The organism is Fundidesulfovibrio butyratiphilus (genome assembly GCF_054657235.1).
Genome location: NZ_BAAHXA010000001.1, coordinates 277,504 through 294,291, shown reverse-complemented (window position 1 = coordinate 294,291; position 16,788 = coordinate 277,504). Strand labels below are relative to the sequence as shown.

Here is a 16,788-nt window from a genome sequence, read left to right as displayed (position 1 = left end):
ATGGCCGCCAAGAAAAAAAACAGCCTCGTCTACCTTGTGGCCCTGCTTCTGTTTCTGGGCGGCCTGGGCTGGCTGGTGCGCTCCGGCCTTTCGGAAGGTTCGACCTATTTCGTGAACGTGGGCGAGGCCTTGGCCATGAACTCTTCGGATCTGACCCAGGTCAGGCTCTTCGGCACCGTGGCCGAAAAGGGCCTGGTCATGGCTCAGGGCGGCCTGGGCGCGCGATTCGCCCTGGTCGACAAGGACGATCCGGCCAAGACCATGGCGGTGGATTATTCAGGAGTCGTTCCCGACACGTTCAAGCCGGGTGTCGAGGTCATCGTGGAAGGCGGGTTCGACCCCGCCCGGGGAGTGTTCGCGGCCAACACTCTCATGACCAAGTGTCCCTCCAAGTATCAGAAGCAAAACCGGGGCTAAACCCTCAAAAAGGCCCGGCTGGGCCTTTCGGGAGTGAGCAGCATGCAGCTTGCCGCCCATTGGGCGCTCTTGTTGGCCTTGATTGCGGCCCTTTTTCTTTCCGGGCTCGCCGCCTGGCGGCTTTTCCATCGGGACGCGACACAACCGGCCTGGTTCGAAAGCGGACAGGCCGTGCTGGTGTCGCTGCTCACGGTCGTCTCCGGGGTGCTCTTCGTGGCCCTGTGGAGGCGCGACTTCAGCTTTCTATATGTGGTGGAATACACCGACAAGGTGCTGCCCCTGTTCTACGCCATCACGGCCTTCTGGGCCGGACAGGCCGGATCGCTGCTGTTTTGGTCCTGGATGACCGCCCTTGTCGGGCTGGGATTCACCTGCACCAAGGGCTACCAGCGCCAGGGCGAAGAGACCAAACTCTGGTTCTGGCTGTTCTATTTTGCCGTGCAGGCTTTTTTTCTCCTGCTGCTCACGGGGCCCAGCAGCCCGTTTGTCGCGGTCGCTCCCGCGCCGGCGGACGGCAAGGGGCTCAACCCCCTATTGCAAAATCCCGGCATGATATTTCATCCGCCGCTTCTGTTTCTGGGCTACGCGGGCTTCACCGTGCCCGCCTGCCTGGCCCTGGCGGCGCGACTGGCCGGCGAACCCCGATCCTGGATCGGATCTTCCAGGGGAATCACGCTCGTCTCCTGGTCCTTTCTCACGGCCGGCATCGTGCTGGGCGGATGGTGGTCGTACATGGAACTGGGCTGGGGGGGGTACTGGGCCTGGGACCCGGTGGAAAACGCCTCGCTCATCCCCTGGCTCACGGGCACGGCTTTCCTGCACACCGCGGTGGTGGCCGAACGCAGGGGGAGCCTTCCCAAGGTCAACATCTTTCTCGTGTCGCTGACCTTTGTCCTGTGTCTTTTCGGCACCTATCTGGTGCGAAGCGGCGTGGTGGAATCCCTGCACGCCTTCGGCGAAGGCGACGTGAGCCGACCACTTCTGTTGAGCATTCTCTTCGGACTGGCGTTGACCGTGGCCGCGCTGGTCGGAGGGCGCTCGGCAAAACCCGCGCGCGAGCTCGACGCGCTTTTCAGCCTGCCGGGCCTGCTGGTCCTTTTGGCCTGGCTGTTGTGCGCCCTGGCCGCCGTGGTGCTCCTGGGCACCATGTGGCCGGTGATAAGTCGCCTGTGGAGCGCCAACACCATGGGACTGGACGCCTCCTTCTACAACAGGGTGTGCAACCCCTTGTTCGCGGGCGCGGCCGTGCTCCTGGTGCTGTGTCCCTGGATGAGCTGGGGGGAGGGCGTGCGCAAACCCCGTTTCGCCGTGTCCGCAATTCTGGTCATGGCCTTGGCCGGCGCGCTTCTCTGGGGTTTCGGCTACCGCCAGCCCACGGCCCTGGTCGCCGCCTCGGCGGCGCTGGCCTCCCTGGCCGGATTGGCCGTCCTCCTGACCACCAGCAAGGCGGCGCGTTCGGTCTCCGGGGGGCTGGGAGCCTGGACGCTGCACGCCGGTTTGGCCCTGACCGTGTTGGGAGTGGCCATTTCCGGCCCCTACCAGCAGACGCGGGAGGCCATCATCACCCCCGGAGAGACGATGACCGTCGGCGGCTACAACGTAACGTACGTCGACCTCAAACAGTACGCCACGCCGGGGTACGCGGCCGGACAAGCCGTGCTTCGGGTCAGCCGGGACGGCCGCGAGGTGGGCGTGCTGACGCCCGAACGGCGCACATACCGCAACTTTCCCCAACCCTTTGCCGAGGTTTCGGTGTTGCCGTCGCTTGGTGACGAGATCTACGCCACGTTGTTGGCCTTCAGCCAGGACAAGGGCGCAAGCTTCAAGGTGAGCGTCAACCCCCTGGTGAACTGGGTGTGGATCGGCGGGGCGCTCATGTGCCTTGCCGGCTTGTTCGCCTCCCGGCGCAAGGCGAGCGAGGAGCGATGAGTCGATCCCCGCTGGTCAGCCTGCGCAAGGCGGCCAAATTTTACGGCGAGCGCCTGGTCTTTCGCAACCTGGACCTGGACGTGGGCCGGGCCACCGTGCTCCTGGTGGCCGGCGCGAACGGCGCGGGCAAGTCCACGCTGTTGCGGGTCATGTGCGGACTTTCCCGACCGAGCGCGGGAACCGTCGCCCTCGGACTGGACAAGAGCCGCATGGCCTATCTGGGGCACAGGACGTTTCTCTATCCCGAAGCCACGGCCCTCGAAAATCTGCGCTTTTGGTGCGGCCTGCACGGCCTGCGTCCCTCGGACGCCGCGTTGGAGCGCGCCTTGAACGACGTGGGACTGGCTGCCCACGCCAACGAGCGGGCCGGCCGTTTCTCACGTGGCATGTCCCAACGCCTGAACCTGGCCCGGGCGTTCTGTCTGTCGCCGGAATTGCTGTTTCTGGACGAACCCGACACCGGGCTCGACCGACGTTCCATGGCGGTGCTGCACCGTCAGATCGAAGCCGTCCGCGTGCGGGGAGGCAGCGTGATCTGGGTGAGCCATCACCTGGAACGCGATCTGCCGCGCGCCGACACGGCCCTTTTGCTCGAAAAGGGCCGGGCGGCCTATCTCGGTCCGGCTGAAGGGTTCGATCCGTCCGAATTCCTGGCGGAGGAGGGCGTGTGCTGAACCCGGCCCTGCGCATCGCCGCCAAGGACCTGCGCCTGAGCCTGCGCGGCGCGCAAGGGCTTGTGCAAACCACGCTCATGGGACTGCTGATCGTGTTCGTGTTCAGCCTGTCGCGCCGGCCCGGCGAACCGTTCGCCCCCCTTGCCGCATCGGCCATCTTCTGGCTTTCCTCCCTGTTCGCCCAGGTGCTCATCTTCAACGCCCTGTACGGCCTGGAGGAGCAAACCGGCGCGCGTCTGGGCCTGGTCATGGCTCCGGCGCCCCCCCAGGCGGTGTGGCTGGGCAAGGCTTTGGCGGCCCTGGTGCAACTGTTGGCCTGCCAGGCGGTGTTCGGGCTGGCGGTGGCGGTTTTTTTGGGGCAGACTCTGCCCGGTTCGTGGGCCATCGCCCTCGGGTTCGTGCTGACCGTGGACCTGGGCCTGGCGGCCATGGGGTCGCTTGCCGGAGCCCTGACGGCCGGAGGTTCCGCCAAGGAGTCGCTGCTCACGGTGGTGCTTTTTCCCCTGCTGATCCCGGAGCTTCTGTCCGGCATCCGTCTCCTGGAGTCCTGCCTGACCGGAATCCGGGACGGGGCGCTCGACTGGCTGGGCTTGGCCGGAGCCTTCGCCGCCGTGTTTTCCGGCGCGGCCCTGGTCCTTTTTCCGCATCTCTACACGGGAGACGAATGACATGACCGCCGCATTGGCCCTGGCGGCCGCCCTGGCCCTGGCCGTGGGGCAGTGGTTCATCTGGCGCTACGCCCCGATGGAAATGACCATGGGGCTGGTGCAGAAGATATTCTACTTTCACCTACCCCTGGCGTGGTGGGCCCTGGTGAGCTTCACGGTGGTCTTCGTGGCCAGCTGTCTGTACCTGGCCCGCCGGGTTCCGTTCTACGACCGCCTGGCCGGTGCCGGCGCCGAGGTGGGAACCCTCTTTTCCGGGTTGGCCCTGGCCACGGGTTCCCTGTGGGGCAAGCCCATGTGGAACGTCTGGTGGACCTGGGACCCCAAGCTCACCACCACGCTCATCATGTGGTTCGTCTACGCGGCATACCTCGTGCTGCGCCAGACCGGCACCGGAGGCGAACGCGGACCGGCCATGCGCGCGGCCCTGGGCGTGGTGGCCTTTCTGGATGTGCCGCTGGTGTTTCTCGCGGCGCGCAAATGGCGCTCCATCCATCCGACGGTGTTCGGTTCCCAGGGGGGCGGGCTCGAGCCGGAAATGTGGGTCACCGTCTTGGTCAATTTGGCGGCTGTGGGACTTCTGTGGGCTTGCCTTCTGATTGTGCGCTCCCGCCAGCTCGGACAGCGGGCTCGGCTGGGCCGACTTTTCATGCAAATCGGGGACTGACGCGTTATGGAAAACTATCTTCTGGCGGCCAACGTGGTTGTCTGGCTGGGAATCTGCGGCTACGTCGGGTTTCTGGCCCTGGCGCAACGCAGTCTCGAACGTCGCTTGAAACAACTGGAAACATTGCATGGCGATCGATAGACGGTTTTTCCGGGGCCTGGTCCTGACCATGATGGCCGCAGCCATCCTGGGAATGTTCGCCTGGTCCGTCGCGTACCGGACGGCCCACCCCTCCATGGTTGTGGGAATGGACCGGACGGGAGCGGCCTCGGCGCAAGAGGCCATGAGCGGCGATCCCCAGGCCATGAACAAGGTCATGGCCGCCATGGCGCGCCTGCAAAAGAACCCGGACGACATCCACGCCATGCTCGAGGCGGCCGAAGCCTTCATGGACGCCAAGCTGATGGACAAGAGCCTCTCCCTGATCGAGCGCGCCCTGTCCCGCGCCCCCGGCGACCTCGACGTGCTCAACCACTATGGAGTGGCGCTCTTCAACGCCGACCGGCCGGCCGATGCGGCCAAGCAGTTCGAGGCCATGCTGGCCAAGGCCCCGGACGATTTCCGCGCGCAGTACAACCTGGCGACCGCTCTCAAGCACGGGCTGGGCGACGCGACCAAGGCCGAGGGCTATTACAGGGCCGTGATCGCCAACCCCAAGACCGACCCCGACACCCTGGAACGGGCCAAACGGGAGTTGTCCGACCAGTGAGGGACGAGCGGGGGCCCGGTTGGATTTCCCCGCGTTTTCGGCTAAGCCCCGAATGACGAAAGGCCGGCGGACGCGCGACGCGTCCGGTCCGGCGTCACGACTTGGTCATGGCTCAGCGCCGTACGGCGCGACCCGCACCTACCTTTTTCGGGAGGGAAATCCGGCATGAAGTATGCGAAACGTCTGGTGTCGGCCGCGTTGACGGCCGCGTTGGTTCTGGCCTTTGGCGGATTGGCCCAGGCCGAAGACACGATCAAGATCGCCATCGCCGCGCCGCTCACCGGCACGGCTGCCGGCTACGGCGACAACGTCAAGGCCGGGGCGATGATGAAAATCGACGAGATAAATGCCAAGGGCGGCATCAACGGCAAGAAGATCGAGGCCGTGGCGTTCGACGAGCAGTGCGTCCCCCGCGAGGCGGCCACGGTCTCCACCAAGATCGCCATGGACAAGGACATCGTGGGCGTCATCGGCCACGTGTGCTCCTCGGCGCATCTGGCCGCGCTGCCCATCTACCTGCGCGAGGGCGTTCCGCTGATCAGCCCCACGGCCACCGGGGTGACCATCACCGGCAAGAACGTCGACGCGAAGGGCAAGGTCTGGGGCTTTCGCAACGTGTTTCGCGACGACGCCCAGGGCGCGTTCATGGCCAGCTACGCCGCCAAGGTGCTGGGGCTCAAGAAGGTGGCCGTGTTCTACGAACAAAACGACTACGGCATCGGCCTGAAGGACGCTTTCATCAAGCAGGCCAAGGCCGACGGGATGCAGGTTGTGGGCGAGGAAGGCTATGTGAAGGACGTGCAGGACTTCACTCCCCAGATCACCAAGATCAAGGCCCAGTCGCCTGACGGCGTCTTCATCGCCGGATACTACGCCGAGGGAGCGCTGATCGCTTCCCAGGCCAAAAAGCTGGGACTCAATGTCGTGAAGATGGGCGGCGACGGTCTCGACAACGAAGACTACATCAAGCTCGCCGGCAACGCCTCGGACGACTCCTATCTGCCCACTCCCTTTCTGGAAAGCGCCGCCGGGCCGGAAGCCAAGGCCTTTTTCGCCAACTTCAAGGCCAAGACCGGCCGCGATCCCGACTACATGAGCGCCAACGCCTACGACGCCGCCGGCGTGCTGCTCGCGGCCATCGCCAAGGTCGGCCCGGATCGGGCCAAGGTCCGCGAAGCCATCGCCGCTTTCAACAGTCCGCAGACCGCCTATAAGGGCGTCACCGGCCTGAATTCGTTCGACGCCATGGGCGACTCCAAGAAGCCCTTGTTCGTGAAGATGGTCAAGGGCGGCAAGTTCGTGCCCGCGCCCAAGCAAATGCAGCAGTAGGACGGCTTGTGTCCGGGAGTGAAGTGGACGCCGTAACGGCGTCGGAAGTCGCGCGAAGGAGCAGACGATGAAAAGAGTTTTCGCCGCCTTTCTGGCGGTGGCGGGGTGGTTGGCCTTTGGGTCCGGCTCGGTCCTGGCGGCGGAGACCATCAAGATCGCGGTTCCGGCGCCGTTTACCGGGGCCATGGCCTCGTACGGACAATTCCTCAAGAACGGAGTGGAGCTCAAGCTCGAAGAGGTGAACGCCAAGGGCGGCATCAACGGCCGCAAGGTGGAGGCCGTCTACCTGGACGAGCAGTGCGAGCCCCGCGAGGCGGCCACGGTCTCGGCCAAGATCGCCATGGACAAGGATATCGTGGGTGTGGTCGGCCACCTGTGTTCTTCGGCGCATTTGGCGGCCTTGCCGGCGTACGTGCGCGCGGGCATTCCCGTGGTGTCGCACGGGGCCACCAGCATGCCCATCACGGGCAAGGGCATCGACCAGTCCGGCAAGAACTGGGCCTTCCGCGTGATCTACCGCGACGACGTGCAGGGGGAATATCTGGCCCAGTATGTGGCCAAGGTCCTGCGCCTCAAGAAGGTGGCCGTGTTCTACGAGCTCAACGACTACGGTCTCGGGCTCAAGGGCTCCTTTGCGAAGAAGGCCAGGGAGCTCGGCCTGGACGTGGTGGCCGAGGAGGCCTACACCAAGTCCGCCCAGGACTTTACGCCCCAGTTGACCAAGATCAAGGCCGCCGGCCCCCAGGCCCTGTTCATTGCGGGATATTACGTCGAGTCGGCCCAGATCGCCGCGCAATCGAAGAAGATCGGCATGAACATTCCCTTTCTGGGAGCGGACGGCATCGACAATCCCGATTACATCAGGCTGGCCGGAGCGGCGGGGGAAAACACCTACGTGACCACGCCCTTTCTGGCCCAGTCCGCCGGCCCGGCGGCCAAGGCCTTCATCGCGGCCTTCACGGCCAGGCACAAGCGCGATGTTGACTGGTTCGCCGCCAACGCGTATGACGCCGCAGGCGTCCTGCTTGAGGCCGTGGCGAAGGTCGGTCCCGACCGAGCCAAAGTGCGCGACTACTTGGCCTCCCTCGACTCCAAGGAGAAGGGCTATCAGGGCGTGACCGGCGTGATTTTCTTCGACGCCGGAGGCGACACCAAAAAGCCCGCATACGTCAAGGTGGTCAAGGACGGAGCGTTCATCGCCGCGCCCAAGCAGATGGAATGAGCCCTAACCGGCGGCGCATCATGCCGGAACCAGGCTGGAAGCGACGCTCCAGCCTGTTTGCGTTGAAAAAGCGGACATAAACTACGCGTTTCGCGTCGCGCCCAGCCCGCTCCTTCGCTCCGGCGGGGCCTGATGGGGCCGCCGGCGTCTGGAAAAACCGGTCCGGAGAAGGCCTTGTTCGAACAACAACTCGTAAACGGACTGACCCTGGGTCTCGTATACGCCCTCATCGCCGTGGGATACACCATGGTGTACGGCGTCATCGAGCTCATCAACTTCGCCCACGGCGAAATCTACATGCTCGGCGCGTTCTTGTGCGTCACGTTTATCAAGCTGCTGGGACTTTCGCTTTTCCCCGCCATCGCCCTGGCCATGCTCTGCTGCGCCGCCCTGGGAGTCGGCATCGACCGCCTGGCCTACAAACCCCTGCGAAAAGCCCCGCGCCTGGCCGCGCTCATCACGGCCATCGGCGTCTCCATCTTCCTGCAAAACCTGGCCATGATCCTCTGGGGCAGCCGTCCCACGCCTTTTGTGCGCGAGGCCATCCCGGCCGTGTTCGATCAGCCGGCCTTCACGCTGGATCAGGTGACCATCAGCTGGATGCAGATGTTTATCTACGCGGTGGCCATTTCCATGATGATCCTCCTCAGCCTGATCATCAACAAGACCCGCGTGGGCACGGCCATGCGCGCCCTGGCCCAGAACCAGACCAGCGCCGCGCTCATGGGCATAAACGTCGACCGGGTCATCGCCTTCACCTTCGCCCTGGGCTCCGGCCTGGGCGCGGTGGCCGGCATCTTGGTGGCCATGTACTACAACACCATGAGCCCCATGATGGGCTACAACGCCGGGGTCAAGGCCTTTGCCGCCGCCGTGCTGGGCGGCATCGGCAGCGTACCGGGCGCCATGCTGGGCGGTATCGTGCTCGGCGTGGCCGAAACCCTGGGCGCGGGCTATGTCTCGTCCCAGTATCGCGACGGCCTGGGCTACGCCGTGATGATCGCGGTGATTCTCGTCCGACCGGCCGGCCTGCTGGGCAAAACCGTGGCCCAGAAGGCGTAGGGGAAGGCGGCCATGGGAACTTTCTCGCAAAACGTCAAGATCCTGATCGCCGCCGCCGTTCTGGCCTATCCTCTCATGCCCTTTTCCGAACAGTACGTGCTGCATGTGGCCGTGCTCACCATGATCTACATGATCCTGGCCATGGGACTCAACGTCGTCCCCGGCTTCACGGGACTTTTGGACCTGGGATTCGTGGGGTTCTACGGCGTGGGCGCCTATACGGCGGGCATCCTCACCCTGACGTACAACCTCTCCTTCTGGGTCATCCTTCCCGTGGCCGTGCTCGTGGGCGCGCTCGCGGGCGTGCTGCGCGGCTCGCCCACCCTCCGGCTTTCCGGCGACTACTTCGCCATCGTGACCTTCGGCTTCACCGAACTGGTGGTGCTCTTTCTCACCAACGAAATCTGGCTCACTCGCGGCCCGCTCGGCATGCCGGGGATCGCGCCCGTGGACGTCGACCTGCGGTTTTTTCACGAAGGCTGGCGCTTCGTATTCACCGGCGAAACGCCGTATTACTACCTGGGCGCAGCCCTGGTCGCCGTTGTCTACGCGGTGATGCTGCGCCTGGAGGACTCCCGCCTGGGCCGGGCCTGGCTCGCCATCCGCGAAGACCCCCTGGCGGCGGCCAGTTGCGGAGTGGACCTCATGGCCTACAAGACCGTCGCCTTCGCCGTTTCCGCCGGCATCGGCGCCCTGGCCGGATGCTTTCTGGCCCGTTGGTCCATGTTCCTTTCGCCGGACATGTTCAAATTCTGGGAGTCGTTTCTGGTCTTGTGCATGATCGTGCTGGGCGGGCTGGGGAACGTCAACGGGGCCATTATCGGGGCGGTGATCCTCATCACACTGGGAGAGGTCCTTCGCGTGCTGTTGCCCAAGTTCGGGCTGCCCACCGAAACCCGGTTTCTCACATACGGCTTGATCATGATTCTCATCATGCGTTTCAAGCCCTCAGGCATACTGCCCCACGTGGCGGGCAATTCTTCCCGGCATGGCGGCCGTCTGGTCCGAAAGCTTCGGGCCGGCCTGGACGCCGAAAAGGCCGGCTAGGGACCCCATGGACGCCATATTGACCATAGACAACGTGAGCAAACGCTTCGGCGGACTCATGGCCCTTTCGGAAGTGAGCTTCAGGGTGAACGCGGGCCGCATTCTCGGGCTCATCGGCCCCAACGGCGCGGGCAAGACCACCATGTTCAACTGTATCGCCGGCATCTACAAACCCACCGAAGGGTCCATCGTCTACGCCGGACAAGGCGCGTCCCAGGACGTCGCCGGCTCCAAGCCCGAACGCATGACCAAACTGGGCGTTGCGCGCACGTTTCAGAACATTCGCCTCTTTTCCTCCCTCACGGTGCTGGACAACGTGCGCATCGGACGCCACTGCCGGGCCAGCCAGGGATTCTGGGGAGCCGTGCTGCGCACCAAGGCCCAGCGCCGGGAAGAAGCCCAACTGGCCGAGGACGCCCTGAGGGCCCTGGACTTCGTCGGGCTTCGCTCCAAGGCGCTCGACATCTCGGGCAGCCTCTCCTACGGCGATCAGCGACGCCTGGAAATCGCCCGGGCCCTGGCCAGTTCCCCCAAGCTTCTGCTGCTCGACGAACCGGCCGCGGGCATGAATCCCCAGGAAACGGCCTCGCTGGTGAAGCTCATCCACGCCATCGTCAAAAAAAGGATCACCGTGGTGCTCATCGAACATGACATGAAGCTGGTCATGAGCATCTGCGAGCACCTGGTGGTGCTCGACCACGGGGTGAAGATCGCCGAGGGCGGGCCGCGGGAGATTCGCGAAAATCCGCAAGTGATCGAGGCCTATCTGGGCCGGGGGGCGGCGGCCCATGCTTAGCCTGAAGGATGTGCGCACCTATTACGGCTCCATCGAGGCCTTGAAGGGCGTGAGTCTCGACGTGGCCAAGGGCGAAATCGTCAGCCTGATCGGCGCCAACGGCGCGGGCAAGACCACCACCCTCATGAGCATAAGCGGAGTGACCCCGCCCAGACAGGGAGCCGTCACCTTTCTCGGCGAGGACATCACCCGGCTGGGCACCGACAAGATCGTGGCCCGGGGCGTGACCCAGGTGCCGGAAGGGCGTATGATCTTTCCCCGGCTCACGGTGCGGGAAAACCTGCTCATGGGGGCGTACCTGCGCCGCGACCAGGCCGAGATCAAACGCGACGAAGACAAGGTGTACGGCTTTTTTCCCGTGCTGCGCGAGCGTATCAAGCAGCACGGCGGCACGCTTTCCGGCGGCGAGCAGCAGATGCTTGCCATCGGGCGCGCGCTCATGGCAAGACCCAAGGTGCTCCTGCTCGACGAGCCCTCCCTGGGCCTTGCCCCCATTGTGGTGGAGAACATTTTCGCCATCATCCGGCGCATCAACCAGGAGGGCGTAACCATCCTCCTTGTCGAGCAAAACGCCCAGATGGCCCTGCAAATAGCCCACAGGGGCTATGTGTTGGAAACCGGCACAGTCACGCTCCAGGGCGAAGCCTCGGAGCTTTTGGAAAACCCCAAGGTGCGCGAAGCGTACCTCGGGCTCGACTAGTCAAGCCGCCTGGGAGGGGCTATGGATAAAATTCAAGGCCTTGGCCTGACCTTCGATGACGTTCTGCTCATACCCGCCTATTCCGACGTGCTGCCCGATGCGGCGGACGTCTCCACCTGGCTCACGCCGGGCATTCCCCTGAAGATTCCGTTGATCTCCGCGGCCATGGACACCGTGACCGAAGCCAAGATGGCCATTTCCCTGGCCCGGCACGGCGGGGTGGGGGTGGTGCACAAGAACATGCCCATCACCCGCCAGAAGCTGGAGATCGAAAAGGTCAAGAAGAGCGAGTCGGGCATGATCATCGACCCGGTGACCGTTTCGCCCGAGATGCCCGTGGCCGACGCCCTCAAGGTGATGAGCGACTTTTCCATTTCGGGCCTGCCCGTGGTCGACCACGGCCGGCTCGTGGGCATCGTCACCAACCGCGACGTGCGCTTCGTCACCGACAACGTGACCAAGGTGAGCGAGGTCATGACCAGCAAGAACCTGGTCACCGTGCCCGTGGGCACCCCCCTGGAAGAAGCCAAGGAACACCTGCATCGCTACCGCATCGAAAAACTCCTGGTGGTGGACTCGTCCAATTCGCTCAAGGGCCTCATCACCATCAAGGACATCGACAAGATCCAAAAGTACCCCAACGCCTGCAAGGACTCCCACGGCCGGCTTCGCGTGGGCGGGGCCATCGGCGTGGGCGCCGACCGCGACACCAGGGCGTCGGCTCTGCTCGATTCCGGTTGCGACTTTCTCGTGCTCGACTCGGCCCACGGTCACACCAAGAACATCCTGGACTCGGTACGGGCCATCAAGAGCCAGTTCCCCAACTGCCAACTGATCGCCGGCAACGTGGGCACCTACGACGGCGCCCTGGCCCTGCTCAAGGCCGGAGCCGACACCGTGAAGGTGGGCATCGGACCGGGCTCCATCTGCACCACCCGCATCGTAGCCGGCGTGGGCGTGCCCCAGATCACCGCCATCATGGAGGCCGTGCGCGCCTGCCGCGAGATGGATCGCTGCTGCATCGCCGACGGCGGGGTGAAGTTCTCCGGGGACGTGGTCAAGGCCCTGGCCGCCGGAGCCGATACCGTGATGATGGGCTCGCTGTTCGCCGGCACCGAGGAAAGCCCCGGCGAAACCATTCTTTACCAGGGACGCACCTACAAGATATACCGGGGCATGGGCTCCATAGACGCCATGCGCGAGGGCAGCGCGGACCGCTACTGCCAGGACGTCAAGTCCAACAAGATGGTGCCCGAGGGTATTGTGGGCCGTGTGCCCTTCAAGGGCCCCGTGGCCGAGTCCATCCTGCAGTTGGTGGGCGGCCTGCGTTCCGGCATGGGCTACGTGGGCGTCAACAACGTCAAGGACCTTCAGGAAAAGACGCAGTTCACCCGCATCTCGCCGGCCGGACTGCGCGAAAGTCACGTTCACGACGTCATCATCACCAAGGAAGCCCCGAACTATCGGGTGGAGAACTATTGATGCAGCCAGCGGACACCGTCGTCATCCTCGATTTCGGCTCCCAGTACACCCAGCTCATCGCCCGCAGGGTGCGTGAAGCCGGCGTGTATTCCGAGATTCATCCCTGCACCGTGGGACCCGAGAAGCTCAGGGCCATCGCCCCCAAGGCCGTGATTCTCTCCGGCGGACCGGCCAGCGTCGGCGAAGAGGATTCGCCCAAGCTCGATCCGGTCGTGCTGGAGCTGGGCGTGCCCGTGCTCGGCATCTGCTACGGCATGCAGCTTCTGGCACACAGCCTGCCCGGCGGCCAGCTTTCCGCCGCCAAGGACCGGGAGTACGGACGGGCGGATTTTAGCGCCACCGAACCCTGCGCCCTGTGGGACGAAACCCTGGCCGAAGGCCAGCACACCGTGTGGATGAGCCATGGCGACCACGTGCTGCGCGCGCCGCATGGCTTCAAGGTGGTGGGACGCACCACCAACGTCGAAGTGGCGGCCATGGCCGACGAGGCGCGCGGCATCTACGCCCTGCAGTTCCATCCCGAAGTGGCCCACACGGAAAACGGCGAAGCCATCCTGCGCAATTTTCTCTTCAAGGTGGCCAAGGTCAGGGCCGGTTGGACCATGGCCAACTTCGTGGAGGCCGAAATCGCCGCGCTGCGCGAAAAGCTGGGCGACGACCACGTGGTGTGCGCCCTGTCCGGCGGCGTGGACTCCACCGTGGTGGCCGTGCTCCTGCACAAGGCCATCGGCAAGCGGCTGCATTGTATCTTCGTGGACAACGGCGTTTTGCGGCAAAACGAAGGCGAAGAGGTGGTGACCTACCTGCGCGAACACTTCGACCTGAACCTCAAGTACGTGCAGGCCCAGGACATGTTTCTGGATCGCTTGGCCGGCGTCAGCGATCCCGAGGAAAAGCGCAAGATCATCGGCTACGGCTTCATCGAGGTCTTCGAACGCGAGGCCAAGGCCATCGAGGGCGTGAAATGGCTGGCCCAGGGCACCCTGTACCCGGACGTCATCGAATCGGTGTCGTTCAAGGGCGGACCTTCGGCGATCATCAAGAGCCACCACAACGTGGGCGGCCTGCCCGAAAAGATGAACCTGAAGCTGGTGGAGCCCCTGCGCGAACTCTTCAAGGACGAAGTGCGCAAGGTGGCCTACGAGCTGGGCATGCCCGAATCCATCATCTGGCGTCACCCCTTTCCGGGGCCCGGCTTAGCCATTCGCATCATCGGCGAAATCACCCGCGAACGGCTCGACGTCCTCCGCAAGGCCGACAAGATCGTGCAGACCGAGCTTCTGGCCTCGGACTGGTATCGCAAGGTCTGGCAGGGGTTCGCCGTGCTGTTGCCCCTCAAGACCGTGGGCGTCATGGGCGACGACCGCACCTATGAAAGCGTGTGCGCGCTGCGCATTGTGGACAGCCTGGACGCCATGACCGCGGACTGGTCGCGCGTGCCCACGGACATCCTGGCCCGCATTTCCAACCGCATCATCAACGAAGTGAAAGGCATCAACCGGGTGGTGCTGGACATCTCCTCCAAGCCGCCCGCGACCATCGAGTGGGAGTAGCGGGGAGCGCGGCATGTTCGAGGCATCCGGGGAACTGCTCCTCATTCTTGTTGTGGCCCTGATCGTGGTGGGGCCGTCCAGGCTGCCGGAGCTCATCCGGTCCTTCGGCAAGGGCTTGGCCGAGTTTCGGCGCATGACCAGCGACGTCAAGGCCACGCTGGAACGCGAGATCGAACGCGCCGACGAGCTCAAACGCATCGGCGAGATCAAAAAGGAACTCTTCGACGAGGCGGACAAGGCCAAGCAGGTGCTGACCGGGGTGGCCCAGGACGTGGGCGGGCAGATCAACGAAGTCGCCCGCGAGGCCGGCGTCGCCCGGCCCGAATCCCTGGGCGCCGCGGAAGAGGGCGCGTCGAGCGAAACAGACAGCGCGCCGGATTCGGCCTGCGCGGACCAGCCCCAGCCGCCCCAGGACCGGACGACTTCGGAAAACGCCGCGCGCGAGCCGGTTTCGCCCACGGGTGAGGCCGTGTCCGACGTTTCCGAGACACCGGCCCCGGTCCGGGAGGTCGCGAAAGAATCTCCCGACGCCTCGCCCGCACCCAAAGAGGAAAAATCCCATGCGTAAAGCCAGTCTGACCCGCACCACCAAGGAGACCGACATCTCCCTGGAACTCAACGTCGACGGAACCGGCCAGGCCAAGGTGTCCACGGGCGTGGGATTTGCCGACCACATGCTCACGCTGTTGGCCTTCTGGTCCGGCATGGACCTGACACTCACCTGTCAGGGCGACCTGCATGTGGACGCCCACCACACCCTGGAGGACGTGGGGCTCTGCCTGGGGCAGGCCCTGACCGACGCCCTGGGCGACAAACAGGGCGTGGCCAGGGTGGGATTCGCCCGCTTCCCCCTGGACGAGGCCCTTTCGGAGGCCGTTGTGGACCTCTCGGGCCGTGCCTATCTGGTGTACGAAGACGCCCCCCTGCCGGCCCTGGTGGCCGGAGAAGAAAAGGACGTCTGGCGCGAGTTTTTCAAATCCCTGGCCTACAAAGGCCAGATGAATCTGCATTTGCGCATGCTTTACGGCAAAAACGGGCACCACCTGCTGGAGTCGGCCTTCAAGGCGCTGGGGCAGGCCCTGCGTCAGGCGACGTCCATCCAGCGAACCGGTACGCCCAGCACCAAAGGGAGCCTCGGATGACCACTTCGCTTCGCCTGGGAGTCTTGGCCCTGGCGCTTGTCCTCGCAACGGCCATGGGCTGCAAGCACCGGTCGGCTTCGCCGGAAACCAAGATGAGCCCGCAATTCGTCGTTGCCGTGGCTCCGTTCTCCGTGCCCAGGGGACCCGCCGACCTGCTGGCCGGCTACATTCCCGACCGGACGGTGGAGCCCCTGCCGGACGCCCTGACGGACATGGACGCCCTGTTGGCCCAGGCCCTGCACGTCGGCCCGGACCGCAACATCATTTCCGCGTCCAGGACCAAGCCCTGCAAGGACTCCACGCGGCGCGAGGGCGACAACACCCGGCTTTCCACCATCAAGTATTGGCAAGCCGTAGGCAAGTGCGCGAACGCCCAGTTCATCCTGGTGCCCATGGCCGTGAGCTACAGCGAACGCCAAGGCTCGGCCGCCGGCTCCACCAAGCCGGCCTGGGTGGTGCTCGACCTCTATCTGGTGAATGTCAAGACGGGCGGCCTGGTCAACCACTTCCATTACGATTACCAGCAGCAGGCCTTAAGCGACAACATTCTGGAAATCGACAAGTTTCTCAAGCGCAAGGGCCAGTGGGTCACCGCCGCCGAACTGGCCAAGGAAGGCATCATCAAGGGCGTAAAGGAATTGGGTCTGTGATTCTTTATCCGGCGATCGACATCAAGGGCGGCGCGTGCGTGCGTCTCAAGCAGGGACTGGCCGACCAGGTGACCGTGTTCTCGCCCGATCCGGCGGCCATGGCCGCCCATTGGGTCGGACTGGGGGCCAAAGCCCTGCATGTGGTGGACCTTGACGGCGCGTTCAGTGGCGAACCGCTCAACAAGGAACTCATTGGCCGCATCTGTCGCGAAAACAACGTGCCGGTACAACTCGGCGGAGGCATCCGTGATTTGGCCACGGCCAAGGCCTATGTGGAGGCCGGCGTGTCCCGCGTCATCATCGGCACCATGGCCCTGGCCGACCCGGACACCTTCGGCGCGCTCTGCCATGCCCTGCCGGGCAAGGTGGGCGTATCGCTCGACGCGGTGGACGGCAGGCTCAAGACCAAGGGCTGGGTGGAGGACTCGGGCCTCACCGTGGACGACGTTTTGCCCAGGCTCACGGAGCAGGGCGCGGCCTTTCTCGTCTATACCGACATCAGCCGCGACGGCATGCAGACCGGGGTGAATATCGAAGCCCTGGAGTCCCTTCTGTCCAAGACCGCCTTGCCGGTCATCGCCGCCGGCGGCGTGGCCACAATTGACGATGTCCAGGCCCTGGCGCCTCTGTGCTCCAAGGGCCTGGAAGGGGCCATCAGCGGCCGCGCCATCTACACCGGCACGCTGGATTTTGTACAGGCCATACGTATGTTCTAGATCTCTTCGCCTCCTCGACTTTGTATCG

19 protein-coding genes are annotated in these 16,788 nt (G+C 64.6%); all 19 read left to right on the top strand.

What is annotated here, in order from left to right; all coding sequences use genetic code 11:
- A complete protein-coding gene (locus tag ACYQ01_RS01390; RefSeq protein ID WP_459932046.1) occupies nt 1-417 on the top strand; it encodes a cytochrome c maturation protein CcmE in 417 nt (138 codons plus the stop codon).
- A gap of 42 nt (nt 418-459) precedes the next feature.
- Nucleotides 460-2,346 carry a heme lyase CcmF/NrfE family subunit gene (locus ACYQ01_RS01385; protein ID WP_459932045.1) on the top strand — a complete coding sequence of 629 codons (1,887 nt, stop codon included), beginning with the start codon at nt 460-462 and terminating at the stop codon, nt 2,344-2,346.
- Nucleotides 2,343-3,020: an ABC transporter ATP-binding protein gene (locus ACYQ01_RS01380; protein WP_459932044.1), complete on the top strand. Its 678-nt coding sequence runs from the start codon at nt 2,343-2,345 to the stop codon at nt 3,018-3,020. The genes ACYQ01_RS01385 and ACYQ01_RS01380 overlap by 4 nt, the downstream gene beginning before the upstream one ends.
- On the top strand, nt 3,014-3,688 hold the full coding sequence (locus tag ACYQ01_RS01375; RefSeq protein WP_459932043.1) for a heme exporter protein CcmB: 675 nt from the start codon (nt 3,014-3,016) through the stop codon (nt 3,686-3,688). Before ACYQ01_RS01380 ends, ACYQ01_RS01375 begins: the two co-directional genes overlap by 7 nt.
- Before the next feature lies 1 nt (nt 3,689).
- Nucleotides 3,690-4,352, top strand: coding sequence for a cytochrome c biogenesis protein CcsA (gene ccsA / locus ACYQ01_RS01370; RefSeq protein WP_459932042.1), 663 nt, complete (start codon nt 3,690-3,692; stop codon nt 4,350-4,352).
- A gap of 6 nt (nt 4,353-4,358) precedes the next feature.
- Nucleotides 4,359-4,493, top strand: coding sequence for a CcmD family protein (locus ACYQ01_RS01365; protein WP_459932041.1), 135 nt, complete (start codon nt 4,359-4,361; stop codon nt 4,491-4,493).
- Complete coding sequence (locus tag ACYQ01_RS01360; RefSeq protein ID WP_459932040.1) at nt 4,480-5,061, top strand: tetratricopeptide repeat protein; 582 nt, start codon at nt 4,480-4,482, stop codon at nt 5,059-5,061. The genes ACYQ01_RS01365 and ACYQ01_RS01360 overlap by 14 nt, the downstream gene beginning before the upstream one ends.
- Nucleotides 5,062-5,226: 165 nt before the next feature.
- Nucleotides 5,227-6,390 carry an ABC transporter substrate-binding protein gene (locus ACYQ01_RS01355; RefSeq protein ID WP_459932039.1) on the top strand — a complete coding sequence of 388 codons (1,164 nt, stop codon included), beginning with the start codon at nt 5,227-5,229 and terminating at the stop codon, nt 6,388-6,390.
- A gap of 67 nt (nt 6,391-6,457) precedes the next feature.
- On the top strand, nt 6,458-7,612 hold the full coding sequence (locus tag ACYQ01_RS01350; protein ID WP_459932038.1) for an ABC transporter substrate-binding protein: 1,155 nt from the start codon (nt 6,458-6,460) through the stop codon (nt 7,610-7,612).
- Between the two features lie 174 nt (nt 7,613-7,786).
- Complete coding sequence (locus tag ACYQ01_RS01345) at nt 7,787-8,674, top strand: branched-chain amino acid ABC transporter permease (protein ID WP_459932037.1); 888 nt, start codon at nt 7,787-7,789, stop codon at nt 8,672-8,674.
- A 12-nt stretch (nt 8,675-8,686) separates the two neighbouring features.
- Nucleotides 8,687-9,721: a branched-chain amino acid ABC transporter permease gene (locus tag ACYQ01_RS01340; RefSeq protein ID WP_459932036.1), complete on the top strand. Its 1,035-nt coding sequence runs from the start codon at nt 8,687-8,689 to the stop codon at nt 9,719-9,721.
- A gap of 7 nt (nt 9,722-9,728) precedes the next feature.
- On the top strand, nt 9,729-10,517 hold the full coding sequence (locus tag ACYQ01_RS01335; RefSeq protein ID WP_459932035.1) for an ABC transporter ATP-binding protein: 789 nt from the start codon (nt 9,729-9,731) through the stop codon (nt 10,515-10,517).
- Nucleotides 10,510-11,217 (top strand): ABC transporter ATP-binding protein, encoded by a 708-nt coding sequence (locus tag ACYQ01_RS01330; protein ID WP_459932034.1) that lies wholly within the window; start codon nt 10,510-10,512, stop codon nt 11,215-11,217. The genes ACYQ01_RS01335 and ACYQ01_RS01330 overlap by 8 nt, the downstream gene beginning before the upstream one ends.
- Nucleotides 11,218-11,238: 21 nt before the next feature.
- Complete coding sequence (gene guaB / locus ACYQ01_RS01325; RefSeq protein ID WP_459932033.1) at nt 11,239-12,699, top strand: IMP dehydrogenase; 1,461 nt, start codon at nt 11,239-11,241, stop codon at nt 12,697-12,699.
- Nucleotides 12,699-14,252, top strand: a complete 1,554-nt coding sequence (gene guaA / locus ACYQ01_RS01320; protein WP_459932032.1) for a glutamine-hydrolyzing GMP synthase — start codon at nt 12,699-12,701, stop codon at nt 14,250-14,252. The genes guaB and guaA overlap by 1 nt, the downstream gene beginning before the upstream one ends.
- Before the next feature lie 13 nt (nt 14,253-14,265).
- Nucleotides 14,266-14,820, top strand: a complete 555-nt coding sequence (tatB, locus tag ACYQ01_RS01315; protein WP_459932031.1) for a Sec-independent protein translocase protein TatB — start codon at nt 14,266-14,268, stop codon at nt 14,818-14,820.
- Nucleotides 14,813-15,394 carry an imidazoleglycerol-phosphate dehydratase HisB gene (gene hisB, locus ACYQ01_RS01310; protein ID WP_459932030.1) on the top strand — a complete coding sequence of 194 codons (582 nt, stop codon included), beginning with the start codon at nt 14,813-14,815 and terminating at the stop codon, nt 15,392-15,394. Before tatB ends, hisB begins: the two co-directional genes overlap by 8 nt.
- Complete coding sequence (locus ACYQ01_RS01305) at nt 15,391-16,044, top strand: hypothetical protein (protein WP_459932029.1); 654 nt, start codon at nt 15,391-15,393, stop codon at nt 16,042-16,044. The genes hisB and ACYQ01_RS01305 overlap by 4 nt, the downstream gene beginning before the upstream one ends.
- Entirely contained in the window at nt 16,041-16,760 is a 720-nt protein-coding gene (gene hisA, locus ACYQ01_RS01300) for a 1-(5-phosphoribosyl)-5-[(5-phosphoribosylamino)methylideneamino]imidazole-4-carboxamide isomerase (RefSeq protein WP_459932028.1), read from the top strand. Before ACYQ01_RS01305 ends, hisA begins: the two co-directional genes overlap by 4 nt.
- Nucleotides 16,761-16,788: the final 28 nt, after the last annotated feature.